This is a genomic window from Thalassotalea sp. ND16A (genome assembly GCF_000764205.1).
GTDB lineage: Bacteria > Pseudomonadota > Gammaproteobacteria > Enterobacterales > Alteromonadaceae > Thalassotalea_A.
Genome location: NZ_JQDZ01000031.1, coordinates 76,120 through 102,394, shown reverse-complemented (window position 1 = coordinate 102,394; position 26,275 = coordinate 76,120). Strand labels below are relative to the sequence as shown.

The following is a 26,275-nucleotide window of genomic DNA, read 5'->3' as shown; positions in this document are numbered from 1 at the left end:
TCTAACGCGTTAATAGGTTTTGACGAGCAAGGTATTTTGACACCTCCCTGAACCAGAGCCAGGTGATTTGATAGCGGCCACTAATTTGTTCTACGATTCCCTGGGCCACACAAGCGGCTAAAGCACTGTTCACGACTAATCCATGCAGGCGAAGGTTGTTCACGATGTCATTAACACTGCAACGGCCGAACTGACACAACACCCTGAGTACTAGCAGTGAGTTGATATCATAGTTTTCGATAATTTTACTCTCAGGGTATGCGGGTAATTTGGCAATCAGCTTGCCTTGATCATAAATAATTGAACTGGCAAATGTTCTACAGGCAATAGCTGGGTTGCCATCGGCATAACCCCAAATAATTCGAAAAATGCCCGATTGATTTCTGCCTTCAACAGAATCATCTTCTATATCGGCGAGTTGCCTTGGTATTATCAGTTGACTGAAATCTATATTGATATCCGCTTGTTGGCAACGCTGGTCAAACAGTTCACTTATTTGATCTTCAGTCCAGGTTTTTAACACTATGGTGTTAGCAAAAAATCCGGTTGCAATGCCGAGAGCATTTAATAAGCTCCAGGAGCTGCTATCAAAAGTTAGCACCCATAGCGCTAATCCTTTTAATTCATTGATCCAACCATATAGTCGCCGAATTTCACGTTGGCCACTGGCTTCTGCGGTGAGTAAACGGTGACAATTATCTAATAAGATCAAGTCAATTTCTTGCGCTTTCAATGCTTTTACTATGTCAGCAGTTTTAATGTTTTCGGCTGCTAAGCCGAGTTGTGATTTCATCGACTCAATGACAGCGCTGAAATCTTCACTGCAATTTAAGCTGATCGCCTTACCGTGCTCTGCAGCTAGATTTTTCAATAGGTGGCTTTTACCAATACCTCTCTCGCCGATGACTGCAAGGTGACTGCGTTCTTTATGCTCCAGCATAGTCATAACTTTGCTTGTTGGACCTTCCACTACGCTTGCAATATTTGACTCATTACTAGCGATCAGTATTTCATTCAGTTCCGGGTATAAACTTGCAGCGCTTTTGGTTTTTTCTAATAACTCATTGTTGTCACTTAATAATTTCTTACGGTATATTTCGGCAGTGATCCGCCTGCCTGACTCAACCCGAGAAATTAAACTTAAAAATACTTTCGTTGAGACGAAATAAATGACAAAAATTAAAGCAACATTAGCGGAGAAAAACCCTTTAATGCCTTTACGTTCAGTAATCAATTTTTTAATAAGTTGAGGCGCATCACGCTCTGCCTCAATGTAATTGAAACAATCATTGCGCCATTGAAAAATAAAGAAAACATAAACGGGTAGTAGCAAAAATAAGAACAGTGTTTCTAGCCAGGCGAAAATTGTACCGTAGGCAATGAATATCGCGGTTAATTCGAAGCTGAGCTTGTACCAACCTAGCCACCAAACCGCTAATTTTAGAGACGCAGATTGCTTTATGCTAATGTTTTTTAGCACGTTTTGTTTGCCACGCTCAATCATTTTACTGAGGAAACTAAATACAAAGTAGGTTAAACATAACCAAAAAGCTAAAGTACTGACGACATCAATTAAAATTTGTATTTGAACGATATCGATACTTCCCAGAATGAATTTAATAAATAGTAACCATTCAATCGGAGTACGAGTATTTTCGAAATACCAAATTGCCCGGGCAGCTTTCATTCTTCCTGGTGTTCTGGGTCTTACCTCGAGGATTTTCTGGCGCCATAGCGGCAATCCTGTCTTTGCCCAGGTTCGCCATTTTTGCAAGACCACAATGGCGATAAATATCATCACCAGATTTATAAAAATATCGACAGGTGCCAGATTAAATCTCTCTGGAACTTCTAAAACCCGTTGAATTGTTGCTTTGACGATAATCAGCATTTGCAGGCGTACATAGCTAAATTCAAGCTTTGCTTCATTAATGCCATTTAACTTAGTGCTTGTTAACAACTCTCTAAATTCGTCTGTTGCTTCAACAAAAATATTATGACGGAGTAAATAGAATTTTTTAATTTCTCTCGCTTGACTAAAGAGTTCAATAAATTCGTCTTCATTTCTTACTTGCGTAAGCAGTCTTAAATCGACATCCTGGTGTTGTATTCTCTGGTATAATTGTTCTGTTTTTTCGACAATAACTGGACGTATGCGGCCGTAGAGTTGTTCGTAATCATCTGCACTACGGTTTAGGTTTGCGATCTTATCTTGTAGTTCATAAAATTCCGCTTCAAACTGTTCCAAGCTATTGTCGCTAAGATATTCTGAATTTATTGGCTCAGCAAGGTACTGAATTTCCGTTTCGATTGGTTCTGCAGTTTCGGGCTGATTTTTCTCTACGGTTTTGGTCTCTTCACTGACCGCTGCAAAAGCTAAAGCCGGCCCTGAAAAAGAGAATAAAAAAGATAAAAATATACCGCGTAAAACATTCGAAAATTTATTTTTCGGCTTACCCGCTATGCTTTTCCAAGTCATATAATATATCAACCAACACTTATTATTACTGTATCAGTATGAATTAGATTGCTAATTTTGCGAGTAAATGGCTGTAATAACAGGTAAAGATGAAATGTAGACAAAAAAAATCCGACTGAAAAAAGCCGGATTATTAATTTATTGTTTGGGGTTCAATTAGCTATAATAGCTTAAGCATTTTTCCACTTCGTTTTTTGAACCTAAAATCACTTCCACTCGTTGGTGAATATCGGTTGGTTCAATTTCCATAATTCGAGCCGTACTTGTTACGCTCAGACCACCGGCTTGTTCAATCAAAAAACTCATCGGGTTGGCTTCATACATTAACCGTAATTTATAAGGTTTGTTCGGATCTTTGCTATCGGCAGGGTAAGTAAATAAACCACCGCGAACCAATACACGATGCACATCGCCAACCATGGCCGCAATCCAGCGCATATTGAAGTTACGCTCACGCGGCCCATCAGTACCGGCAACTAAATCATTGATGTAGTTTTGCATTGGTTCATGCCAAAAACGCTGGTTAGACATGTTTGCCGCAAATTCAGAAGTATTTTCTGTCACTTGTACATTACGCTCTGTCAGCATGAAACTGCCATGCGTTTTATCCAAGGTGTAGAAGTGGGTACCATTACCCGTGGTCAACGCTAAAATCGTTGCTGGGCCATATAAAACATATCCGGCACAAACCTGGTTAACGCCCGCTTGTTTGAACATATCAGGATCATCTGCACTCATACCTGCTGGTGCTTCCATGATTGAGAAAATGGTACCAATTAACGAATTAATTTCAATGTTTGAACTACCGTCTAATGGATCAAATGAAACGATGTATTTACCATCTTCATGGCCGGCAACTGAAGTGTCTTCTTCTTCCGAAGAAATGGCTTTAACAAAGCCTGATTCTAGCAGAATATCTTTCAATAACTGGTTGGCAACCACATCTAATTCTTTTTGTACCTCACCTTGAATATTTTCATCCAAAGTTGAACCCATTACCCCGCTTAAGTGGCCCTGGCCAACACGGAAAGATATTTCTTTACAGGCGGCTAGTACGGTTTTAATTAATGAAATCAAATCTAAAGGAACGTTATCTTGGCGTAGTGCCGGGGCAATTCGTTGCATGGGGTACCTGAACTTTTATAAATAAGAGTGAAAATGAACAATGTTTATATTCGCTCTATTGTACAAGAGAATGACGAAGATCTCTAAACAAAACTAAAAATCAACAGATCATTAAATTATTTACTAGAAGCTAAATAAATTCTTTATTATTTCGTGTATATTGGATGCAATATTTGAACTTGAAACTATTTAGCAAACATTGAGATGAAAAATAACAATATATTGAGACCTGGCATGAAACCATTTTCTGTCGCTATCCTATTTTTCTTAACGCTTTTATCCTGCATCCAAGTTGCACAGGCAAATGAAAAATTTACTGACAATAAAACATATCATCAAGGGTTTATGCCGTTCTACATTGATGACACTAGCGCGAAAGTGTATGTAGAAATCAGCGATTTTAATCAGCAATTTTTATTTCAAAGCAGTATGCCGCATGGCATTGGCTCTAACGATATCGGCTTAGATAGAGGTCAGTTGGGCGATACTCGTTTAGTGCAATTTGAACAAGTTGGCAATAAAGTATTTTTACGCCAATTAAATACTTATTATCGCGCTACCAGTGACAATATACTCGAACGCGAAGCCATCGATGAAGCGTTTGCCAGCTCTATAATTTGGGGCTTTAAAGTCGAAGAAAGCATCGATAATAAAGTGATTATCGACTACACCCCATTTTTGTTATCCGACATTCACAATATTGGGGCCTCCTTAAAAGCAGGAAAGCAGGGCAGTTACGCGATCGATGTTACCCGCAGTGGTTTGTATCAAAGACGCAGCAAAGCGTTTGTTGATAATACCGAATTGGAAGCGGTGATCACCTTTAAAGGTAAGGATGCGGGAGAATATTTACGTTCGGTGACGCCAGATGCCAGTGCGGTAACGGTAAACTTACATCATTCATTAATTCGCTTACCGGATGACAATTATCAAACGCGACAATTCCATCCGTATTCGGGCATGTGGTCTGTTGAATACGCCGATTACGCCACTGCCATTGATCAATCGTTAATCCAAAGAGTGATCCCCCGGCATCGCTTAGAGAAAAAAGATCCGAGTAAAACACTAAGTGAGGCGGTTGAGCCGATTGTCTACTATTTAGATCCGGGCGTACCCGAGCCAGTTCGCTCGGCACTAATCGATGGCGCAATGTGGTGGGAACAGGCCTATGCAGCCATTGGCTATAAAAATGCCTTTCAGGTAAAAATGCTGCCAGCAGATGCCGACCCTATGGATATACGTTATAACGTGATCCAATGGGTGCATCGTGCCACCCGCGGTTGGTCTTATGGCTCTTCTGTTGTCGATCCTCGAACCGGGGAAATACTGAAAGGTCATGTAACGCTCGGCTCATTAAGAGTGCGTCAGGATTACTTAATTGCCTTAGGGTTAACCTCGCCATTTAGCAAGGATAATGTAGACACCAGCAGCCAAAAAGCAATGGCGTTAGCACGCATTCGTCAATTGTCGGCTCATGAAGTGGGTCATACTTTAGGTATTGCTCACAACTTTTCTGCCAGTGTCAATAACCGCGCCTCGGTAATGGACTATCCACATCCGTTGATCACATTAGATGAGCAAGGTGAGATTGACTTATCCAATGCGTATGCCGAAGATATTGGAGAATGGGACAAGCATGTAATTCATTATGCCTATGGTGACTTTGCCAATGAGCAAGAAGATCTTAAAGCCGTAGTCAAAGCCGCAAAAAATAAAGGCTTACAATATATGTCTGATCCGGACTCGCGCCCTAAAGGTGGAGCACAAGCGGTGGGACATTTATGGGATAACGGTGCAGATCCGGTCGCTGAACTAGCGCGGCTATTGACCGTACGAGCCAAAGCTCTGCAAAATTTTGGCATCAATACCATCAAAACCGGCACTCCATTTGCTGAAATTGAAAATGCGCTAGTGCCTATTTATAATTTACATCGCTTTCAGGTAGAAGCGGCGGCGAAAGTGATTGCCGGCATAAATTACTCTTATGCGGTGAAAGGCGAAGATGAGCATGCCCAATCTATGGTTAGCGGCGTTAATCAACAAGCGGCAATTAGCGGTTTGTTAGCAACCTTAGACAGTGAGTTGTTAACACTGCCAACCGATATCATTAACCTTATTCCACCAAAAGCCTATGGTTATTACCGCAACCGTGAAAGCTTTAGTTCGAATACCTCGTTAACCTTTGATCCGGTAACGGCTGCCCAGGCGAGTGCGAAAAATACCATCAGCTTAATGCTCAATCCGCAACGACTGGCACGGTTGAATCAGCAACATATGCTTGAGCCTGGTATCCCTTCTGTGGGACAATTATTGGAGCAGCTGATTCAGGCAACGATAAAACAAAGCGCTAAACAGGGGCTGAGTTTCGCCATTCAGCAACGGCTGAATCAACAAACGTTAGACAGTTTATTGGCTTTATTTCATAATGATAAAATTGTCGCAGAAGTTCGCACACAAGTGTTTACTCATTTGCTCGATTTACAGCAGTGGTTAACGACGAAAACGTCTTATCATGCCAAGTCGAAGCCATTATACGGGCAATACAGTTTGTTAAATCAACAAATTGCGTTTAGCTTACAGCAAGGTAAAACCATTCATAATGAAGTGCCGGTGAGCTTACCTCCGGGCTCGCCTATTGGCTCGTTTCAGTAGTGAAAATAGTAATTCAAAAGTAGAAAATTAATGACAAAACACCTACATATTCTTGGTATTTGCGGCACCTTTATGGGCGGTATCGCCGCCATTGCCAAACAGCTTGGTTTTCGAGTATCAGGTTGTGATGCCAACGTCTATCCGCCAATGAGTACGCAACTTGAACAGTTGGGTATTGAGCTGATGCAAGGCTATAACATTGAGCATTTGCAAGACGAGCCTGATATGGTCATTGTCGGTAATGCCATGTCGCGCGGAAACCCAATGGTTGAGTATGTGATGGAGCGAAATATAGCCTACACCTCTGGCCCGCAATGGTTACTTGAAAACGTGTTAAAAGACAGGTGGGTGCTTGCTGTTTCGGGTACCCACGGTAAAACTACCACCAGCTCTATGTTGGCCTGGATTTTAGAGTATGCGCATTTAACCCCGGGTTACTTGATTGGTGGCGTGCCACAAAATTTCGATACCTCGGCACGTCTTGGCAACTCGCCATTTTTTGTGATTGAAGCCGATGAATACGATACCGCTTTTTTTGATAAGCGTTCTAAGTTTGTCCATTATCGACCACGTACGCTAGTGATGAATAACCTGGAATTTGATCATGCCGATATCTTTGATTCAATTAAAGATATTCAACGCCAATTTCACCATGTGGTGAGAATGGTGCCTGGTAATGGTTTATTACTCGCTCCGAAACATGATCGGGCGTTAACCGAAACGCTGACCATGGGAGCGTGGACGCCAATAGAATACAGTGGCGATGATAGTGGTTGGCTTGCTGAAAAATTAACGGCTGATGGCAGTGAGTTTCAGGTGCTGTTTGATCAGCAATTACAAGGCACGGTTAAATGGGATTTAATTGGCGATTTTAATATCGATAACGCCTTAATGGCGATTGCCGCAGCACGTCATGCCGGTGTGCCTAGCCATATTGCCATTGATGCTTTGGCTGAATTTGTCAATACCAAACGCCGGCAAGAACTGGTTGGCGAGGTTAACAACATCAAGGTTTATGATGACTTTGCTCATCACCCTACCGCCATCAGCAAAAACTTATCAGGCTTTCGCGCCAAAGTTGGCAGCGAGCGCATCGTTGCGGTGTTGGAACCGCGCTCGAATACGATGAAATCAGGTGTGCATAAAGACACCCTAGCGGCATCTTTAGAGCAGGCCGATGTGGTTTATTTTTACCAGGATGAGAAGGTAAAATGGTCGGTCAGTGATTTGATCAATGATTGTAAAGCCCCTGCATTTTGTGAAGATGATATCGATAACCTGGTCGACTTGGTTGCCAAAAATGCGAAAGCAGGCGATCATATTGTGGTAATGAGTAATGGCGGCTTTGGCGGTTTTCATACTAAGCTGATAAAGGAACTAGGACTCATTCATTAACATTAAACGTCATCCCGACGAAAGTCAGGATCTTTCTTTTGCGTCGAATAAACACGAGAAACACATTGGCAAAATTCAACGGTAAAATAACATTAGCAATCACCGGCGCATCGGGCTCCCTTTATGCCTTACGCTTATTAGAGTGCCTGATTGCGGCGAACTATCAGGTCTACGTTCTTATCTCAAGTGCCGCCCGCGTGGTGCTGGATACCGAAGTAAAAGTAAAATTACCCGCCAGTCCAGATGCTGCAACAAAATTTCTCAGCGAAAAATACCAGGCCAAAGCCGGGCAAATTACCGTATTTGGCAAAGAGCAATGGTTCTCGCCGGTAGCTTCTGGCTCTGCTGCGCCGAAACAAATGGTGGTTTGTCCGTGCTCAACCGGCACTCTTGCCGCCATTAGTCAGGGCATGAGCGATAACTTAATAGAACGTGCCGCCGATGTGGTGATTAAAGAACGTGGTCAGTTAATTTTAGTGCCAAGAGAAACGCCGTTTTCCACCATACATTTGGCCAATATGCACAGCCTCTCACAAATGGGCGTCACCATAATGCCGGCAGCCCCAGGTTTTTATCATAATCCTGAATCCATTAATGATTTAATCGATTTTATGGTGGGACGTATGCTAGATCATATCGGTATCGAACAAACCATTATGCCTCGTTGGGGTTATAGTAACTAACGCATTTAAAATGTGCTGATTTATTCATCCAAATTTATGGTTTTGGTCTAAACTTTAGCTAATAAAGTAAAATCATAAAGGGAAACACTTGACCGTTTTCAGGGAATTAAAACGCCGTAACGTCTTCAAAGTTGCCACCGCTTATCTTATCACTGCCTGGTTAATCATCCAGATTGTTGCCGTGCTCGAACCCTACCTGAAATTACCTGAATGGGTTACTCCGGTAATAATCGTGTTTCTGGTGGTGGGCTTCCCAATAGCTTGTCTTTTTGCCTGGGCATTTGAATTAACCCCACAAGGGATCATGCGCAGTAAAGATGTTGTGGTTGATGATTCAATTACCAATATTACCGGGAGAAAGCTCGATTTTGGTATCATTGCCGCCATGGCTATTGCCCTTATCTTCTTAACCAATGAGGCTTATTTCACTGAAGATATAAGCAATATTGCAACCGTCAACAGCAATGGCACAGCAGACGACAGTGCAGCTTATCAATCACCTTCAATAGCTCTGTCAGATCAAGTGACTTCAATTGCCGTTTTGCCGTTTGTGAATATGAGTAATGATCCAGAGCAAGAATACTTCTCTGATGGCTTATCGGAAGAGTTACTCAATGTATTGGCACGTATCAAACAATTAAAAGTTGCGGCGAGAACTTCTTCTTTCTTCTTTAAAAACAAAAATATGGATATTAAAGAAATCGCCGACAAATTGGATGTGGAGCATGTGCTTGAAGGCAGCGTCAGAAAATCGGGCACGAAATTAAGAGTTACCGCCCAGCTTATTCAAGCCGATACTGGTTACCATTTATGGTCAGAAACCTACGATTATGAAATTGATGATGTATTTAAAATTCAGGATGAAATATCGGCTTCTGTAGTTCAGCAATTGAAAATCACCCTATTAAAAGAGCAAATCGTGGCATTAACTGAGCATGGTACACGAATACCACAAGCGCAAGATGCCTATTTGTTAGGGCGTTATTTTATGCGAGCTAGAACCCCTGAATCACTTGAAAAGTCGGTCAATGCTTTCAAAAAATCGTTGATTATAGACCCGGATAATCAGTTGGCTATTTCAGGTTTAGTCGATACTTTAAGTTTACAAGAAGCTCATGCAAACCTATCGAAAAAAGACTTTTTAAAACACTCTCTTTCTTTGTTAACACCTTTTTTTGATGGAGCAAACAATAGCGCTGAAATCGATACTTCTATTGGCGCTTATTATGAAAGTAAGGGGGAGAAGGCAAATGCAATTCGCTCTTATGAAAAAGCAATTGCCACTAATCCTAATTACGCCCAAGCCTACCATTGGTATGCCGTGGTATATGTGACAGATTTCTTAAATATGACAAAAACAGAAAAGGCAAAAGTTAAAACCCTCTATAAACAAGCGCTTTCACTTGATCCGGTGTCAGAGATTTTGTTAACCAATCTGTATTTCCAGGAAAGAATAGACGGCCGATTAATCGAGTCGGAAAATTATTTAGCTATGATGCTTGATGTAAATCCACATTCTTCATTTATAGCCGATACTGCTTTGTTGCATTACTGGCTCACAGGTTTAGATTGGCATAAAGCCTGGAAAATCAGTCAAAATAATAGCATCGAAAATTCTGGACGAATTTTATCTTCCAAAATTGGCTTTTATCTGACGCTGAACATGGTAGAGCAAGCCGAAAGTACGTTAAAAATATTGCTAAATTCAAAAGCGAAAACCTCAACAATTGCCTATACGCAATTATCTATTGGTCTTTACAAGCTGAACCATGAAATGATCACAAAAGCTGAATTGGTACAATTACTGAAAGACTTTGTAAAAGAAAATAACACCTTGGACAGTCAGTACCTATTAGCGACTGCACAAATAGAAGAGGGTGAATATGAGTTAGCAAGTGACTTACTACTCGAGCATTATCCGCAATTGTTAAACAAAGAACTGCTGAATAGCCAATATATCTCCGAAGCATTACTTCTGTATTCTGCTTTGATTCAGCATGACACAAAAAGTGCTGAAATAATTGCCCAAAAAATTGAGCTGAGTATGTCAACGGCAATGAAAAGAGATCCTGAACCGACTACCGTTGGCTTGGGTATCCCTTTAACCTATGCATGTTTAGGAAATAAAGAAAAAACCTTATCGACGTTAGCTAAGCTCTATGAAAAAAACAATTACTTTGATGAAATACATGTTTTACAACAAAATTATTGCTTTGACTTCTTAAAGGAAGATATAGAGTTTAATCGAATTTTAAAAATAGCCGAGTATAAACTTGACGAAAAGCGAAAACAGTTTTTAGAGCAAATAAATGAAGCAAATATTAGCACGTTGTAACTCACCGTTTAATTCATGTATTTCACCTTAAAAATGATCTACCTTTCATAACCTTTCTTTACACCTTGCCGGCAATGTGTTCTATTTCGTACAGCTAAAAATTTGATCAGCAAAAATCAACTTAAAATTGAATAAGACAGGGCACCTAAATGTCACTTTTTACCATGAAAACAAAACCTGCAATTATTGCCGCATCACTTTCGGTGTTGTTGGCAAGCACCACAGCTTTCGCCGCCGATAAAGAAGCCGCGGAAGTGAAAAATAAAGAAGAGAAAAAAGCCGAGTGGTCGGTAAACGAACCTATGGGCGAATTCACCGACGCTACAATCAACGTAGACCAAGGCACCTGGATGAACGTTGATATCAGTCCAGACGGTGAAACCATCGTTTTTGATTTACTCGGTGATATTTACACTATGCCAGTGAGTGGCGGTAACGCCACGCCATTGTTCAATGATATTGCCTGGCAAATGCAGCCAACGTTCTCTCCCGATGGCAAGCACATCGCTTTTACCTCAGATCAGGGTGGCGGTGACAATATTTGGGTAATGGAGGTTGATGGTTCAAACCCAACTGCGGTTACTAAAGAAACATTCCGTTTATTGAACTCTCCGGCATGGTCGCCAGATGGTGATTATCTGGTTGCCCGTAAGCATTTTACCGGTACCCGCTCTTTAGGCGCCGGTGAAGTGTGGATGTACCACAAAACCGGTGGCGATGGCATGATGCTAACCAAGCGACCAAATGAGCAAAAAGATTTGGGCGAGCCGGCGTTTTCGCCGGATGGCAAATATGTGTATTTCTCACAAGATGCCACGCCGGGTAAAACCTTTCACTACTCAAAAGATTCTGAAAAAGGCATTTATAAGATCAAACGTCTCGATCGTGAAACTGGCGAAATTGATGTGATCTTAACCGGGCGTGGTGGCGCTATTCGTCCAACACCATCACCAGATGGCAAAAAGCTGGCGTACATCAGCCGCGTTGATTTCCAATCGACATTATTTATCTACGATCTGGAAACCGGCAAAAAGACCTCGGTTTACGATAAGTTAGACCGAGACATGCAAGAAACCTGGGCCATTCATGGTGTATACCCAACAATGGCCTGGACCCCGGATAATGAAGAGATCATCTTCTGGGCTGGTGGTAAAATTAACAAGTTAAACCTTGACGATAATGAAACTGAAATCATTGAATTTAAGGTTGAAGCGACCAAGAAAATTCAACCGGCATTACGTTTTGCGCAAAACATCGATGTCGATAACTTTGATGTGAAAATGCTACGCGATGTGGAAATTTCGCCAAATGGCAAAAAAGTCGTGTTTGAAGCGCTGGGTCATATTTACACCCGTTCATTACCCGATGGTAAGCCTAAGCGTTTAACCAAACAAAATGACCATTTTGAATTAAACCCAAGCTTTTCTCGCGATGGCAAAAAGATTGTGTTTTCAACCTGGGATGATAAGAAGCAAGGTAACATCCGCGTGGTTTCGGCAAAGTCGGGTAAAGGCAAAAACTTATTGTCTGAGCCGGGCAAATACATCGAAGCGACGTTCTCCCCAGATGGTAAAACCGTGGTGTACCGCAAAACGAAGGGGGGCTATATCACCTCGCCAGAGTGGGGCGTAAATCCAGGTATTTACCAAGTTTCCAGTAAAGGTGGTAAAGCAAAACTGATCACTGAAAATGGCTCACATCCACAGTTTGCTGCACGTAATGACCGGATTTATTTAAACCAATGGGGCGAAATGCCAGAGCTTGCTCGTATCGATTTGACCGGTGAAAACGAGAAAACTTTATACACGGGTAAATACGCCACCGAATTTAAAGTGGCGCCAAATGGCAAGTACTTAGCGTTTGCCGAACGATTCAAAGTCTTTGTAACGCCTTTGGTTGAACGCGGTGATGTGATCAAAATTGGTCCGAAAGCGACCAATATCCCGGTAAGAAAACTCTCTGCTCGCGCCGGTGAAAGCATTAGCTGGAATGCAAACAGCGATGAAATTTACTGGAGCTTAGGCCCTGACTTATATCAGGCAAGTTTAAACGGCATGTTTGATATTGGTTATAAAGCCGATGAAGACGTTGCACCAAAAATTACAGCCCTTGGCTTTAGTAAAAAATCGGATGCGCCTAAAGGCATAGTTGCTTTAGTCGGTGGCCAGGTGGTTACTATGGAAGGTGAGCAAGTGATCACTAACGGTGTGGTACTTGTTGAAGGTAAGCACATTAAAGCGGTTGGTAAACAAGGTGAAGTGAAAATACCATCGGATGCGACGGTGATTGATGTCACTGGTAAAACGGTAATGCCAGGTTTAGTGGATGCCCATGCCCATGGTTCACAAGGGAGTAATGAAATTATTCCTCAGCAAAACTGGAAAAACTACGCCACTATTTCGCTCGGGGTAACGACTATTCACGATCCATCAAACGATACCACCGAAGTTTTTGCCGCCAGTGAATTGCAAAAAGCCGGTGATATTGTCGCACCGCGAATTTTCTCGACCGGCAGTATTTTATACGGTGCCTCTGGCCCGGGTTATACTTCACACGTTGACAGTTTAGACGATGCTAAATTCCAATTGGAACGGTTACAAAAAGTTGGCGCCTTTAGTGTTAAATCCTACAACCAACCACGTCGTAATCAACGTCAGCAAATTATTCAGGCTGGCCGCGAATTAGGCATGATGGTAGTGCCAGAAGGTGGCTCATTACTGCAACATAACTTGTCTATGGTTGCCGATGGTCATACCTCACTAGAACACTCAATCTCTACCGCGAAAATTTACGACGATATTCGTCAGTTCTGGCAGCAATCACAAACTGCTTACGTACCTACCTTGGTGGTTTCTTACGGTGGTATTTCTGGTGAGCATTACTGGTACGATAAAACCGAAGTGTGGAAACACCCGCGTTTAAGCAAATACGTACCAGCGGATGTATTGGCCCCTCGTGCGATGCGCCGTACTACTGCCCCAGAGCATCACTATAACCACATGAGCGTGGCCAGTGTTGCCAAAGAAATGCAAGATATGGGCGTATTGGTGGGTATTGGTGCTCACGGCCAGCGTGAAGGTTTAGCGGCCCACTGGGAAATGTGGATGATGGCGCAAGGTGGTATGACGCCACTACAAGCCATCCGCACCGCGACGATTGATCCTGCCAAGCATTTAGGCCTGGATAACAATATTGGTTCGTTAAAAGCGGGTAAACTGGCCGATATTATCGTCGTTGATGGTGATGTGGTGAAAGACATTCGTCAATCCGATAAAGTCAGTCATGTGATGATCAATGGCCGTATTTATGATGCCGATAGCATGAACGAAATTGGTAACTACGATAACAAACGTGAGCCGTTCTACTTTCAATAAATTTTTTATTGATTGAACAATACAAAGCCTTAATAGTTGATTCTATTAAGGCTTTTTTTATGGTACTCGAGTACCTTTTTAAAAATACCAATTAAGTTAGTTTTTCCCTTCTTTAAATCATTTTAGAATGATAAACTGAGTGACTAATCCTAGAAAAGTAATTTCAGTAATAGGATTTTTAAAACAAACCTAACGTAGCTCGTCCCCACTCCTTAACGGCGGGCTATTATCATAAATATATTTGTTAAAGCAGGATGTTTTCATGGCTAGTCGTGGTGTAAATAAAGTAATCGTTGTAGGTAACTTAGGACAAGATCCTGAGACTCGTTTTTTCCCAAGTGGTGGTGCAATTTGTAATGTAACCATTGCCACCTCAGAAAGCTGGAAAGACAAGCAAACTGGTGAGCAAAAAGAAGTCACTGAATGGCATCGTGTAGTATTTAATAACCGTTTAGCGGAAATTGCTGGCGAGTACCTGAAAAAAGGTTCAAAAGTATACGTTGAAGGTCGTTTACAAACGCGTAAATGGCAGAACCAACAAGGTGTAGATCAATACACCACTGAAATTCGTGCCAACGAAATGCAAATGTTAGATTCTCGTGGCGCAGGCGCTGGTCAAGGTGCTCCAGCTGGCGGTGGTTTCCAGCAGCAAGCTCCGCAACAGCAAGGTGGTTTTAAACCACAAGCACAGCAACAAAAACCAGCTATGCAACAAGGCGGCTACCAAAACCAGGCTCCTCAAAACCAGGCCCCGCAACAGCAAGGTGGTGGTTTTCAGCAGCAAGCACCTCAACAAGGTGGTTACCAGCAGCAAGGTCAGCAACAGGGCGGCTTCCAAAAGCAACAAGCGCCGAAAGTGAACCCGCAAGAGCCTGTAATGGACTTCGATGACGATATTCCGTTTTAGGTTGGAATCTTAGTTTAAAACTTAAACTAATCAAAGGCTCCCTTGGGAGCCTTTATAGTTTTTGGAGGGTTATTGCTGATGATTAAATTTAAGAGCAGTTTACGCAAAGCCTATTTGTGTTAAGTTTGACTTCATTAAACTTGAGCTGCCAGGCGTCAAACAACATTAAACTGTTGGCTTTTACTTGCTCTGGCTGTGTTAATAACTTAATCGCTTCTATCGCTTGTAAACTCCCCATTACTCCAAGTACTGGTCCGAGAACCCCAGCATTTTGACAATTTAAACTAGTACCTATTTGCTTATCTAAATCAGGATAAAGGCAGCGATAGCATGGAGATTTTTGCTGGGCAAAATTAAAAACCGCCAACTGACCATTACCACCAATGGCGGCGGCACTCACTAAGGCAACGCGTGCTTGCTGGCAGGCTTTATTGATAAAGTAACGCGAGCTGGCATTGTCGGTGCAATCGAGCAGCAAGTCGGCATTAATCAAGCGTTTGGCAAGATCTGCCTGCTCAACTTTTTTATTAATGCTAGTTATTTTTACCTGCGCATTTAAGCCGTAGAGTTGTTGCTCGGCGGCATCCACTTTCGCTTTGCCAATATGATTGCTGCGATATAGCACCTGTCGTTGTAAATTCGACAAATCAACCACATCATCATCGATTAACGTCAGTTCACCAATGCCCGCTGCGGCTAAGTATTGCAGAGCAGGGCAGCCAAGGCCGCCTAAGCCGACGACAATAATATGGCTGCTTTTCAGCTTTGTTTGTCCCTGTTCACCGATTTGACTCAGCATTACTTGTCGGGAATAGCGGATGTACTCTTGATCGGATAACGCCATGGTCAATCTCCTGCCGGAATCGACATTAGTTGCTGAAAGTCTGCCACCACTCGTTCAGGATTGTCGGCTAAGGTAATGGCCGTGACTACCGCCAAACTGTCGACTCCGGTTTGCCACACTTGCTCGGCGCGCTCAAGGTTGATGCCGCCAATGGCGACGACCGGAATATCAGTGGCTAAGTTAAGGGTATGGGCTAATGTCGCCACGCCTTGAATTTGCCCGGTCATGTCTTTGGTCACCGTCGGGAAAATTGCGCCAATAGCCAGGTATGATGGTTGAAATTGTTGCGCCAGCAAAAATTCATAACAGCCATGAGTGCTGATACCAAGGCACAGCCCGGCTTTGTTAATGGCCGCAAGATCGGCATCTTGCAAGTCTTCCTGGCCCAAATGTACGCCATAAGCCTGATATTTAATTGCCAGTTGCCAGTAGTCGTTAATAAACAGGCGGGTGTTATATTGCTGGCAAAATTTTACTGCTTGTTGAATTTGTTGCTCAAGTTGCGCTGCAGGTAAATTTTTCAACCGCAGCTGAATGATTTCCAGTCCTAACGGCAGCAGACGTTTTAACCAGCTCAGAGAATCGACCACCGGGTAGAGTCCCAAGCTTTGCTTACCATCTCTGGCTATGCCTAATGTTTTAAAAGCCGGCAGGGCTTGGTAACGCGCCATTAAACTGCCGGTTATTTTGGGATAATCACTGGCATTAGTCGAAACGGCTACTTGCTCAAAGGCGCCGTAATAACCGGTTTTATCTTGATGACATTTGAGACCTTGATTGATAAAGGCCTTAGTTAAGGTGAAGGCGTCACGTAGCAAATGGTCATTCGCCAGAAACCCGGCTAAGGCCGAGGCGAAGGAACAGCCGCCACCGTGGCTATAATCTGTATTTATTTTATCACTGCTTAGTTGAAATACATGACGTTCGCCATCGATGTCAGCCAGACAATAATCTTCGCTGGCATCTTGCTTATCCAATTTCCCAAGATGGCCGCCTTTTATTACTACCGCCGCAGCGCCAAGCTTGATAATCGTATTAGCCAGTTGCTCGGCATCAGTAGTACTGTGTTTTGCCAGCGCTTGCGCTTCCATCAGGTTGGGGGTAATGACATCAATCAGAGGTAATAAATCATTGAGCGCATCTAGGGTGAAATCATGAAACTTGCCACCGACACTGGCACTGCCAACCGGATCAAACACCACAACTAGCTTATCATTTTCGGCTTTTAACTGAGCCAGAATAGTGACTAACCAATGCACTTGCTGCCTTGTTGCCAGTAAACCAATTTTTATTACGTTAGGCGGTTTATCCGATTTTAGTGCGGTATATTGTTGCTCCAGGATTTGGTAATCAACGGCATTCACCGCGAACAACTTGTTGGCGTTTTGCACGGTATTGGCGGTAATTAAATGGCAAACTTCACAGCCTAGTGCATGCAAGGTTTTAATGTCTGCGGCAATGCCGGCACCACCCGAGCAATCGGCGCCAGAAATGGTCCAGACGATTGGTTTTAAAGGCACTGATTTTAAAGGCGCTGGTTCAGTCGTCATTAGTTTACCCCCATCTGGTGCCAAAACGGTGTATCTAAGGTTGGCGTACTCGGCTGCGCCGTTTGGCGTTTATCCATAATACCCGCAACATAACCCTGCTCACCGGCAGTTATTGCCTGAGCGAACGCTTTCGCCATCAATACCGGATTATCGGCGAGGGCGACGGCGCTATTTAGCAAGACGCCGTCATAGCCCATTTCCATTGCCTGACAAGCATCCGAAGGTCGACCAATACCGGCATCGACGATTAAAGTTGCATCTGGCAGGCGTGCACGAATGGTTTCGAGGTTATATGGCGTCATTAATCCTTTCCCGGTACCAATTGGTGAAGCCCAGGGCATGATCACCTCACAGCCTAAATCGTAAAGACGCTGACAAAGGACTAAGTCGTCGGTGCAATAAGGCAATACTTTAAAGCCGTCTTTGATAAGTGCTGCAGCCGCCTGCAGCAGTTCAATCGGATCGGGCTGCAAATTGTAATCATCGCCAATTACTTCCAGTTTGATCCAGTCGGTGGCAAATAGCTCTCGGCTCATCTTGGCCAGGGTAATCGCTTCTTTGGCCGATTTACAGCCGGCGGTATTTGGCAATAAATGCAACTTGCTCTGCGTACTCAACTGCTGGATGTATTGCCAAATTTTAGCTCCTCCATTGTCCGCAGGGTTTTGTCGTTTCAATGACAGGGTCACCACTTGTGAGCCGCTGGCAACGATGGCGTTTTTCATCACCTCGGGCGAAGGATATAACGCCGAACCTATCAGTAAACGGCTTTCTAGCTCGGTTCCATAAATATTAATGGTCATAATTTTCTACTCGCTCTAACCGCCCTGAATCGGCGCGAAAATATCAATACTGTCATTTGGCTTAAGGGCAGTGTTTGGGTGATCAGCACGGCTGATAAACTCGCCGTTTAACGCCAGAGCAAAATTGCTCAGTGCAGTATTTTGTTGCTGATAAATGGTTAACGCATCAGTCAAAGTGTTGTTGCTGCTATCGGTTAACGAAATGCTTTCGCCATTGATGAAGATGTTTATTGACGCTGTTTGTGGTTTAGCTGTTGGCATAGGTGTTGTGCCTCTGATTTAAATTTGTTGTTGATCCCGGTGGCTGCCAGCGCATTAACTCCGGGTAAGCTACTAACTCAGCTAGTTGCTCTAGTGGCTTTGCCTGTTTAATATGGGCTACCGCAGTTAACAGCTGTTCCAGCAACACAGGTGCAATTAAAAAACCGTGACGAAATAGGCCATTGATTTGGATAAGCTCATTGCTCACCTGCATTCGCGGTTGGTTGTCACTAAAGGCAGGGCGAGTGCCCACCACATGCTGGCGTATTTGCGCCTCGGCAAAACCGGGGTGAATGCTGTAAGCGGCCGAGAGTAACTCTAGTGATGAGCGCACTGTCATCGGCCCGGCATCATCACTTTCAATTTCAGTGGCTCCCACCACATAATGGCCCTTATCTTTCGGGGCAATATACAATTGATACCTTGGGTGCATTAATCGAATTGGTCGCTGAATATGCACATCGGGAGCAAATAATTGGAACAGCTCACCGCGAACCGCGCGTAAATCACTAATGGCGCCGACAGTGTTACCAGCCGTTTTTATTGCGCCTGTTCCACGGCAATCGATGATCAAGTCAAACCGCCGCCAATCACCATTAACGAACAAACGGTTGCCGTTGATTTGCTTAACGTGTTGATTGCTGTGCCAGTTCACTTGCTCACTTTCAAGTTGTTGCTGCAACGCCAGCAGTAATTTGCGGTTACCTATTTGTCCTTCTTCCGGCAAATACAGGGCGCGATTAAAGCTACGACCAAGCTCAGGCTCGAGCTCATTGATCTGCTCTCGATTGAGAAAGTGACATGGGTGCTGCGCATAATTGTGCTTTAGGTGTTTGACAAAGCGCTGAAAGTCGCCACTGTCTTGCGCGTGACTAACCAGCAGTGAGCCTTGCTGCTGAAAAAAATGATAACCGTCAAGGCTAGCAAGAATTTTCGGCCACAACGCTAATGAGTCAAAGCCCATGGCGACGATATTAGGCTCACAATGCAAAGACTCACCCAGTGGCGTTAATAAACCGGCAGCAGCTCGGGCGGCGCTAAGCTCGCCCTTTTTCTGATCTTTATCGAACAAGGTGATCTGCTCACCTTGTCGATGCAAAAACAGCGCTGCCAACCGGCCCATTAAGCCGGCGCCAACAATGGCAATGTTTGCCATTATTAACCTACTTTGTCGGTATCAATTTGTGCCGTGGCCGAGTGGTAAAGTTCACTGCCAAGCTCTTTAAACTCGGCTGACTTGGCTTGCATACCTTGCTCTGCAGAAATGCTTTGTCCAGAATGAATTATTTTATCAAGGCCTTCTATTACTTTTATTTCAATGGCTTCAGCTTCAAGGTTAGCGGCGTAATCACGCACTTCCTGAGTAATTTTCATCGAACAAAACTTCGGCCCACACATCGAACAAAAATGGGCAACCTTGCCAGATTCTTGCGGCAGGGTTTCATCGTGGTATTGCAAGGCGCGTTCTGGATCAAGGCCAAGGTTAAACTGATCGTGCCAGCGAAACTCAAAGCGCGCTTTCGATAACGCATTATCACGTACCTGCGCACCCGGATGGCCTTTGGCTAAATCACCGGCATGAGCGGCAATTTTATAAGTCATCAAGCCTTCTTTGACATCGTCTTTATTCGGTAAGCCCAAGTGCTCTTTTGGTGTTACGTAACACAGCATGGCACAACCGTACCAGCCAATATTAGCGGCACCTATGCCTGAGGTGATGTGATCGTAACCCGGCGCGATGTCGGTCGTTAATGGGCCCAAAGTGTAAAACGGCGCTTCATGACAATGCTCGAGTTGCTGCTCCATGTTCTCTTTCACCATGTGTAATGGCACATGGCCTGGGCCTTCAACCATTACCTGCACATCGTGCTGCCAGGCAATCTTGGTGAGCTCACCCAAGGTGCGTAACTCGGAGAACTGCGCTTCATCGTTGGCGTCCGCAATCGATCCTGGACGTAAACCATCGCCTAATGAAAACGATACATCGTAGGTTTTCATGATCTCACAGATCTCTTCAAAGTGGGTGTATAAGAAGTTTTCCTGGTGGTGGGCCAAACACCATTTCGCCATAATAGCGCCACCGCGAGAGACAATGCCGGTTAAGCGCTTGGCAGTCATAGGTACATAACGCAATAACACCCCGGCATGTATGGTGAAGTAATCCACCCCTTGCTCCGCTTGCTCGATTAACGTATCGCGGAAAATTTCCCAGGTAAGATCTTCGGCAACACCGTTCACTTTTTCTAACGCCTGATAAATTGGCACGGTGCCAATGGGTACTGGTGAGTTGCGGATGATCCATTCGCGAGTCTCATGAATATAACGGCCTGTAGATAAATCCATCACTGTATCGGCGCCCCATTTGGTTGACCACAATAACTTTTCCACTTCTTCTTCAATCGACGAGCTAACCGCCGAGTTGCCGATATTGGCATTTACTTTGATTAAGAAGTTACGACCAATGATCATCGGTTCTAGTTCCGGGTGATTGATGTTGGCCGGTAATACTGCACGGCCACTGGCAATTTCCTGACGCACAAATTCGGCAGTAATTTCTTTCGGAATGCTGGCGCCGAATGAGTTGCCCGGGTGCTGATGCTTTAATAACTCATCTTTGACATCACTCAGTTTCATATTTTCGCGGATCGCCACGTATTCCATTTCAGGAGTGATAATGCCTTGGCGGGCATAGTGCATTTGGCTAACATTTTGGCCACTCTTGGCCTGACGAATTTTCGGTAAATGCTCGAAGCGAAGGTGATCCAGGCCTTCATCAGCCAGGCGTTGTTGGCTAAAGTTCGAAGATACACTGCCGATAAACTCACTGTCGCTACGCTGATCGAGCCAGGCTTTACGCAGTTGTGGCAGACCTTGATGGACATTAATGTCGATACTGTCATCGGAATAGGGGCCAGAGGTATCGTATACACAAATCGGCTCGTTCGGCTCAAATACCGGATTATCTTTGCCACCGCCAACTAGGCTATCGCTTTGTGTAACCTCACGCATGCCCACCTGAATGTCATGCAATGTACCTTGCACATAAATCTTTTGAGAATTGGGATATGACTGACCAGTCACATTGTTGATAAACGCCTCGGCTTGTTCGCGACGTTGACGACGATTGTTTGAACTCATGTTCTCTCACCTGTTTTAATAATGAATTAAAAACTAGGCGGAGCCTTTTAGAAATAAAACCAGGAGGAAAAAAAGCCCATGCATTACAGTAATGTTATAACGAGACTCTTCCTACTTGTTCCCTTCGCAGATACTAATCTGATTCAGGTTCTACGGATCTCGCAATTGCGATCTCAGCTCTTTGGCACTCCGACAAGTTATGTAGTTGTTAACCCCATTTATTAATAAGCGTTAACAACTTGTCGGAGATTCTAACTTACAAATTAACCGTTAAGCAAGTACAAAGATTTTGCTTGTCTATAACAATATCAATATAGATATTACACAAATGCTGAGTCAGTTATATCTTTATGCGGATTACTATTATAGCTGGGTGCGCAGGTCCAACAATTCAGGAAAGAAGCTAATATCTAACGCTTTTTTCAAAAAACTCACTCCTGATGAACCACCGGTGCCCATCTTGTTACCAATGATGCGTTGTACCGTGTACATGTGTTTAAAGCGCCATTGTTGAAAGGCATCTTCGATATCCATCAGTTTTTCCGCCAGTTCATAGAGCTCAAAATACTGATCGGCATTTTCATAGACCTGGATCCAGGCTTGTAATACCGAATCACTTTTCGGGTAAGGCCTGGTAAAATCTCTGTCGAGCATGTCGGCATCAATGGCAAAACCGCTGTTGGCTAACACTTTGATCACTTCATCGTACAGGCTTGGGCTGTCACAGGTTTGTTTTAGTTCAGCGTGCACCGCCGGGTTTGATTCATGCACTTTCAACAGTGCTGCATTCTTATTGCCTAATAAGAATTCCAGTTTACGATAACCATAAGATTGAAAGCCCGATGAATGTCCTAACGCATCACGAAACTTCATGTAATCAACCGGCGTCAGGGTGGATAATACACTCCAGGATTGGGTCAGTTGCACAAAGATTTGTTTGACGCGTGCGATCACTTTAAAGGCATGACCAAAATCGCCTTCTTGTACATTTTTGATCGCCTCGGTTAATTCAAAACCGGCAAGTTTTAACCAAATTTCGCTGGCCTGATGTATGCTGATAAACAACATTTCATCGTGTTCATTGGTTAACGGCTTTTGTGCCGATAACACCTGCTCCAGACAGAGGTAGTCACCATAAGACATGTCGTCTTTAAAGTCGGTATGAATCGAATCTTCTACCTTGCGGTAGTTGCTTGAGTCTTTATCGCTATGATAGGGACAACTCATGAGGCTTTCTCCAATTTTTCTAGGGCCAGGCGGTGTAATAATTGATATACGTGGGAGTCTTGCCAGGTATGATGGATATCAGGCAGTTGCATCACTTGATCCATGATTTGTTGTTGGATATCACCCGTTTTCAGCGCCTGATGATAGGAAATATTGGGTGAGAATGTCACCATCGAATACAGCGGCACCCACAGTTGTGGATGCATCTGGTGAAATTTGGCTTCAATTTTTTTACGTAACAAGAAGTTTTCATCGGCCGATAATTCACTCATTTCGACAAAATTACGCTTGGCCAATTCAATGATGGCATCACCATTGGGTTTACGGCTTTGCTCATAGGCCGGCAGTATTTTATCCCAGTCACCGTCAAGCTCGGCTTCGAGTTCATTTAAAATACGACAATCTTCGAAACCGCAATTCATTCCTTGCCCGTAAAATGGCACCATGGCATGCGCGGCGTCACCAATCAGGGCGGTCGAGTTATTGATCACCCAAGGATAGATGTGCACCAAACACAATGGTGCGGGTTGCTTCTCCATAAACGCATTAACAGGGTCTTCTAACAGGGGCATGGCATCTTGGAAGTAAGTGTTAAAAAAATCGCTGACTTTGTCTCTGCTATCAAGCGATGCAAACGATAACTCACCTTCATGGTTTAAAAATAAGGTGCAGGTAAACGAACCGTCAGGGTTCGGCAGGGCAATCAGCATAAAGTCTTTGCGCGGCCAGATATGCAGGGCATGTTTTTCCATTTTATGGCTGCCATCACTATTGGCGGCAATGCTAAATTCCATATAGCTCTGTGGCATGTATTCTAACGAGTGGCTAATGCGCTGACCGGTAATGTCCTGGGCCAGTCGTCTTACTTTCGAAAACGCACCATCGGCACCAATTAGCAGATCGCTGTTATGATGTTTAGTTCGGCCTTTATTGTTAAAGCTGCAATTTACCTGGTCAAAATTGACATTGATTAAGTGATGCTCAAAATGCACATTCACCCCGTCTTCCTGTTCGGCAATGGAGATCAGCTGCTCATTGATGCCGGAACGTGATACCGACCAAATCGCCTGGTTATCTTTGCCATAAGGAAATTTACTTAACTTGCCTTCGATATTGTGCATAATTCGGCAATACATCGGGATTGCATTGTTGCGAATTTCTTCATCGACGCCAATCGCTTGCAGTGCTAACCAACCTCGGTCAGACAAGGCCAAATTTATCGACTTGCCCTGGTAAATGTTGGTTTTTCGTGAATCGGGGCGGGATTCAAACAGGTCAATGTTGTAGCCTTTTTTTGCCAGCATCACCGCCAGTAATGAGCCAACGGGGCCGGCACCGGCGATTGAGATGTTTTTCACCTTCTTGCTGTTCGTTGTGCTCATATTATTTCCAGGTTGCCAGTAGCTGTTTTAAGGTGACGCCCATGCGATACACATCTTCAAAATTATTGTACAACGGCGTTGGCGCCATACGAACCACGTCAGGCTGACGAAAATCGGCAATAATACCGGCTTCGGTTAAAGCGTTAAAAAACGTTTTGTCAGTACCAACCAGCTTGATTGATAGCTGACAACCACGTTTATCTGGGTTGCTTGGGGTGATGATTTCCAGACTAATATGCGGAAATTGATTGACGATATCGTTAAACACAAATTCGAGGAAACCGGTAAGTTTGACACTTTTTTCGCGCAGCTTTTCCATGCCCACTTCGTGGAAAATATCTAACGATGCTTTCAATACCGCCATGCCCATTACTGGCGCATTACTGATTTGCCAACCTTCGGCGCCGGTCATAGGTTCAAAGCTGTTTTCCATTAAGAAGCGACGTTCTTTGTTATGACCCCACCAGCCGCCAAAGCGGTTAATGTCGGTATTATTGCCATGCTTATCATGAACGAATAGGGCGGCGGTATTACCGGCGCTGGAATTGATGTATTTGTAGGTACACCAGGCGGCAAAATCGACATTCCAGTCATGCAATTGCATTGGAATATTCCCGGCCGCATGGGCCAGGTCAAAACCGGCTAAAGCGCCAACACTGTGAGCGACTTCGGTCAGTTTTTGCATATCAAATACTTGCCCGGTGAAGTAGTTCACCCCACCAAAAAAGACTAGCGCCACTTCATCGGCATTGGCATTAATCACATCGATAATGTCTTGTTCACGAATTAACTGCTCACCCTCGCGTGGCGCTACTTCAATGATGGCCTCATCGATGTCAAAACCGTGATGACGCACTTGCGTTTCCAGCAAGTAGCGATCCGATGGAAACATCTTCGCTTCTGAAATGATTTTAAACCGTTTGGCTGTAGGCTGGTAAAATGACACGAACAGCAAATGCAGGTTGTTGGTTAACGAGCCCATACACACCACTTCCGATTCATTGGCGCCAACAATACCTGCGGTCTGTGGCGTTAATGTTTCGTGATAGCTTACCCAGGGGTTTTTCGCGTGAAAGTGACCTTCCACGCCCCAGTTGGCCCACTCATCCAGTTCATTGTTGATGTTTTCACGGGCGGCTTGCGGCATTAAGCCTAACGAGTTGCCGGTAAAGTACAGTACTTGTTTGCCGTTGATCACCGGGTGACAAAATTGCTCACGGTAGTTGGCTAATGGGTCTTGTTGATCTTGGTGTTGGGCATAGGCCAGGCTGTTCTGGTATTGGCTATTCTGATAGTTCATGAGCACGCCTCCGCACTTGTGTTGCTATTAGCTTGGCTTGTTGCTTGCGTGCTAAAACTGCATGACCCTAAGGTTTCAACTTTCACTTCAATATTTTGTCCCGGCGCTAAGGCAACGGCTGCCGTTGCCGCACCGGCAAGAATGATTTGTCCGGCTTTTAATTCTTCACCAGCATCGCTGATGCAACGCGCCGCTTCGACCAATGAATTTAACGGATGATCTAAAATTGCCGAGCTGTCATCTTCAGCCGCGACTTTGCCATCAACCAGCAGTTGCATTTGCAACTTGCTGATATCGGTATCTGCCGGGCTCCACGGGCCGACGATAAAGCCAGTGCTTGAGCAGTTATCGGCAATCACATCACTTAACGAAAATTTAAAATTGCGGTAACGCGAGTCAATCACTTCAATGGCTGGCGCAATGGCTTCCACCGCGGCTAATGCCTGTTCTACCGTGACGATACCAGACAATGGTGCTTTTAATTTAAAGGCAATTTCCGGCTCGGCACGCGGGTGTACGTAGTGGTCTAAATTAATGGCTTGCTCTTGAGTGATAATCATCGCATCGGTTAAGCGTCCCCAAATTAAATCATCGACGCCCATTTGCAACATTTTGGCGCGTGAGGTGAAGCCCATTTTATAACCGACCAGTTGTTCGCCGCGCGATAAACGTTGCTCAATACTCAATTTTTGCACTTGATAAGCGTCGCTTAGCGCAAGTTCGGTCGTCAGTGATAATTGCTCAACACTGCTGGCACTCGCTGCCGCCTGGTCAAGTTTGATTGCTAATTGCTTCAGCATGGTAATTCCTAAGTTCTAAG

The 26,275-nt window shown here is 44.1% G+C and carries 18 protein-coding genes and 1 riboswitch; of the genes, 6 read left to right on the top strand and 12 right to left on the bottom strand.

Going from position 1 to position 26,275, the window contains the following annotated elements; translation table 11 throughout:
• Window position 1: 1 nt before the first annotated feature.
• Entirely contained in the window at window positions 2-2,479 is a 2,478-nt protein-coding gene (locus tag ND16A_RS13475; RefSeq protein ID WP_033076730.1) for an ATP-binding protein, read from the bottom strand.
• A gap of 156 nt (window positions 2,480-2,635) precedes the next feature.
• On the bottom strand, window positions 2,636-3,604 hold the full coding sequence (locus tag ND16A_RS13480) for a class 1 fructose-bisphosphatase (protein ID WP_033076729.1): 969 nt from the start codon (window positions 3,602-3,604) through the stop codon (window positions 2,636-2,638).
• Window positions 3,605-3,838: 234 nt separating this feature from the next.
• Between ND16A_RS13480 and ND16A_RS13485 the strand changes: the two genes are divergently transcribed.
• The 6 genes from ND16A_RS13485 (at window position 3,839) to ssb (ending at window position 14,950) form a co-directional block, all read left to right on the top strand.
• Window positions 3,839-6,256, top strand: a complete 2,418-nt coding sequence (locus ND16A_RS13485) for a zinc-dependent metalloprotease (protein ID WP_033076769.1) — start codon at window positions 3,839-3,841, stop codon at window positions 6,254-6,256.
• A 30-nt stretch (window positions 6,257-6,286) separates the two neighbouring features.
• Window positions 6,287-7,651, top strand: coding sequence for a UDP-N-acetylmuramate:L-alanyl-gamma-D-glutamyl-meso-diaminopimelate ligase (gene mpl / locus ND16A_RS13490; protein WP_033076728.1), 1,365 nt, complete (start codon window positions 6,287-6,289; stop codon window positions 7,649-7,651).
• Window positions 7,652-7,716: 65 nt separating this feature from the next.
• Window positions 7,717-8,334: a flavin prenyltransferase UbiX gene (locus tag ND16A_RS13495; RefSeq protein ID WP_033076727.1), complete on the top strand. Its 618-nt coding sequence runs from the start codon at window positions 7,717-7,719 to the stop codon at window positions 8,332-8,334.
• Window positions 8,335-8,422: 88 nt separating this feature from the next.
• Window positions 8,423-10,669, top strand: a complete 2,247-nt coding sequence (locus ND16A_RS20135; RefSeq protein ID WP_052072928.1) for a tetratricopeptide repeat protein — start codon at window positions 8,423-8,425, stop codon at window positions 10,667-10,669.
• A gap of 149 nt (window positions 10,670-10,818) precedes the next feature.
• Window positions 10,819-14,043 (top strand): amidohydrolase family protein, encoded by a 3,225-nt coding sequence (locus tag ND16A_RS13500; protein ID WP_052072927.1) that lies wholly within the window; start codon window positions 10,819-10,821, stop codon window positions 14,041-14,043.
• A 262-nt stretch (window positions 14,044-14,305) separates the two neighbouring features.
• Window positions 14,306-14,950, top strand: a complete 645-nt coding sequence (gene ssb / locus ND16A_RS13505; RefSeq protein WP_033076726.1) for a single-stranded DNA-binding protein — start codon at window positions 14,306-14,308, stop codon at window positions 14,948-14,950.
• 88 nt (window positions 14,951-15,038) lie between these two features.
• Here the strand turns inward: ssb and ND16A_RS13510 are convergent, their stop codons facing one another.
• From ND16A_RS13510 to ND16A_RS13555, 10 genes are all read right to left on the bottom strand, one after another.
• The gene (locus ND16A_RS13510; protein ID WP_033076725.1) at window positions 15,039-15,794 is read right to left on the bottom strand and encodes a HesA/MoeB/ThiF family protein; all 756 of its coding nucleotides are present in this window, start codon (window positions 15,792-15,794) and stop codon (window positions 15,039-15,041) included.
• Window positions 15,795-15,796: 2 nt separating this feature from the next.
• On the bottom strand, window positions 15,797-17,344 hold the full coding sequence (thiE, locus tag ND16A_RS13515) for a thiamine phosphate synthase (RefSeq protein WP_052072926.1): 1,548 nt from the start codon (window positions 17,342-17,344) through the stop codon (window positions 15,797-15,799).
• Window positions 17,344-18,147, bottom strand: coding sequence for a thiazole synthase (locus tag ND16A_RS13520; RefSeq protein ID WP_033076724.1), 804 nt, complete (start codon window positions 18,145-18,147; stop codon window positions 17,344-17,346). The genes thiE and ND16A_RS13520 overlap by 1 nt, the downstream gene beginning before the upstream one ends.
• 15 nt (window positions 18,148-18,162) lie before the next feature.
• The gene (thiS, locus tag ND16A_RS13525; RefSeq protein WP_052072925.1) at window positions 18,163-18,408 is read right to left on the bottom strand and encodes a sulfur carrier protein ThiS; all 246 of its coding nucleotides are present in this window, start codon (window positions 18,406-18,408) and stop codon (window positions 18,163-18,165) included.
• A complete protein-coding gene (thiO, locus tag ND16A_RS13530; protein ID WP_052072924.1) occupies window positions 18,395-19,564 on the bottom strand; it encodes a glycine oxidase ThiO in 1,170 nt (389 codons plus the stop codon). Before thiO ends, thiS begins: the two co-directional genes overlap by 14 nt.
• A 2-nt stretch (window positions 19,565-19,566) precedes the next feature.
• Window positions 19,567-21,546 carry a phosphomethylpyrimidine synthase ThiC gene (gene thiC, locus ND16A_RS13535; RefSeq protein ID WP_033076723.1) on the bottom strand — a complete coding sequence of 660 codons (1,980 nt, stop codon included), beginning with the start codon at window positions 21,544-21,546 and terminating at the stop codon, window positions 19,567-19,569.
• 102 nt (window positions 21,547-21,648) lie between these two features.
• Window positions 21,649-21,748: riboswitch (TPP riboswitch) on the bottom strand.
• Window positions 21,749-21,909: 161 nt separating this feature from the next.
• A complete protein-coding gene (gene kynA / locus ND16A_RS13540; protein WP_052072923.1) occupies window positions 21,910-22,773 on the bottom strand; it encodes a tryptophan 2,3-dioxygenase in 864 nt (287 codons plus the stop codon).
• Entirely contained in the window at window positions 22,770-24,155 is a 1,386-nt protein-coding gene (locus ND16A_RS13545) for an FAD-dependent oxidoreductase (RefSeq protein WP_033076722.1), read from the bottom strand. The genes kynA and ND16A_RS13545 overlap by 4 nt, the downstream gene beginning before the upstream one ends.
• A gap of 1 nt (window position 24,156) precedes the next feature.
• On the bottom strand, window positions 24,157-25,455 hold the full coding sequence (gene kynU / locus ND16A_RS13550) for a kynureninase (RefSeq protein ID WP_033076721.1): 1,299 nt from the start codon (window positions 25,453-25,455) through the stop codon (window positions 24,157-24,159).
• Complete coding sequence (locus ND16A_RS13555) at window positions 25,452-26,255, bottom strand: 2-keto-4-pentenoate hydratase (RefSeq protein ID WP_033076720.1); 804 nt, start codon at window positions 26,253-26,255, stop codon at window positions 25,452-25,454. The genes kynU and ND16A_RS13555 overlap by 4 nt, the downstream gene beginning before the upstream one ends.
• Window positions 26,256-26,275: the final 20 nt, after the last annotated feature.

Bases quoted from the DNA above. Each gene is read 5' to 3' on its own strand.
- thiC (WP_033076723.1), bottom strand. From the start codon at position 21,546: ATGAGTTCAAACAATCGTCGTCAACGTCGCGAACAAGCCGAGGCGTTT.
- ND16A_RS13555 (WP_033076720.1), bottom strand. From the start codon at position 26,255: ATGCTGAAGCAATTAGCAATCAAACTTGACCAGGCGGCAGCGAGTGCC.
- ND16A_RS13520 (WP_033076724.1), bottom strand. From the start codon at position 18,147: ATGACCATTAATATTTATGGAACCGAGCTAGAAAGCCGTTTACTGATA.
- ND16A_RS13480 (WP_033076729.1), bottom strand. From the start codon at position 3,604: ATGCAACGAATTGCCCCGGCACTACGCCAAGATAACGTTCCTTTAGAT.
- ND16A_RS13510 (WP_033076725.1), bottom strand. From the start codon at position 15,794: ATGGCGTTATCCGATCAAGAGTACATCCGCTATTCCCGACAAGTAATG.
- ssb (WP_033076726.1), top strand. From the start codon at position 14,306: ATGGCTAGTCGTGGTGTAAATAAAGTAATCGTTGTAGGTAACTTAGGA.
- ND16A_RS13475 (WP_033076730.1), bottom strand. From the start codon at position 2,479: ATGACTTGGAAAAGCATAGCGGGTAAGCCGAAAAATAAATTTTCGAAT.
- ND16A_RS13485 (WP_033076769.1), top strand. From the start codon at position 3,839: ATGAAACCATTTTCTGTCGCTATCCTATTTTTCTTAACGCTTTTATCC.
- thiO (WP_052072924.1), bottom strand. From the start codon at position 19,564: ATGGCAAACATTGCCATTGTTGGCGCCGGCTTAATGGGCCGGTTGGCA.
- thiE (WP_052072926.1), bottom strand. From the start codon at position 17,344: ATGACGACTGAACCAGCGCCTTTAAAATCAGTGCCTTTAAAACCAATC.
- ND16A_RS13545 (WP_033076722.1), bottom strand. From the start codon at position 24,155: ATGAGCACAACGAACAGCAAGAAGGTGAAAAACATCTCAATCGCCGGT.
- kynA (WP_052072923.1), bottom strand. From the start codon at position 22,773: ATGAGTTGTCCCTATCATAGCGATAAAGACTCAAGCAACTACCGCAAG.
- thiS (WP_052072925.1), bottom strand. From the start codon at position 18,408: ATGCCAACAGCTAAACCACAAACAGCGTCAATAAACATCTTCATCAAT.
- mpl (WP_033076728.1), top strand. From the start codon at position 6,287: ATGACAAAACACCTACATATTCTTGGTATTTGCGGCACCTTTATGGGC.
- ND16A_RS13500 (WP_052072927.1), top strand. From the start codon at position 10,819: ATGTCACTTTTTACCATGAAAACAAAACCTGCAATTATTGCCGCATCA.
- kynU (WP_033076721.1), bottom strand. From the start codon at position 25,455: ATGAACTATCAGAATAGCCAATACCAGAACAGCCTGGCCTATGCCCAA.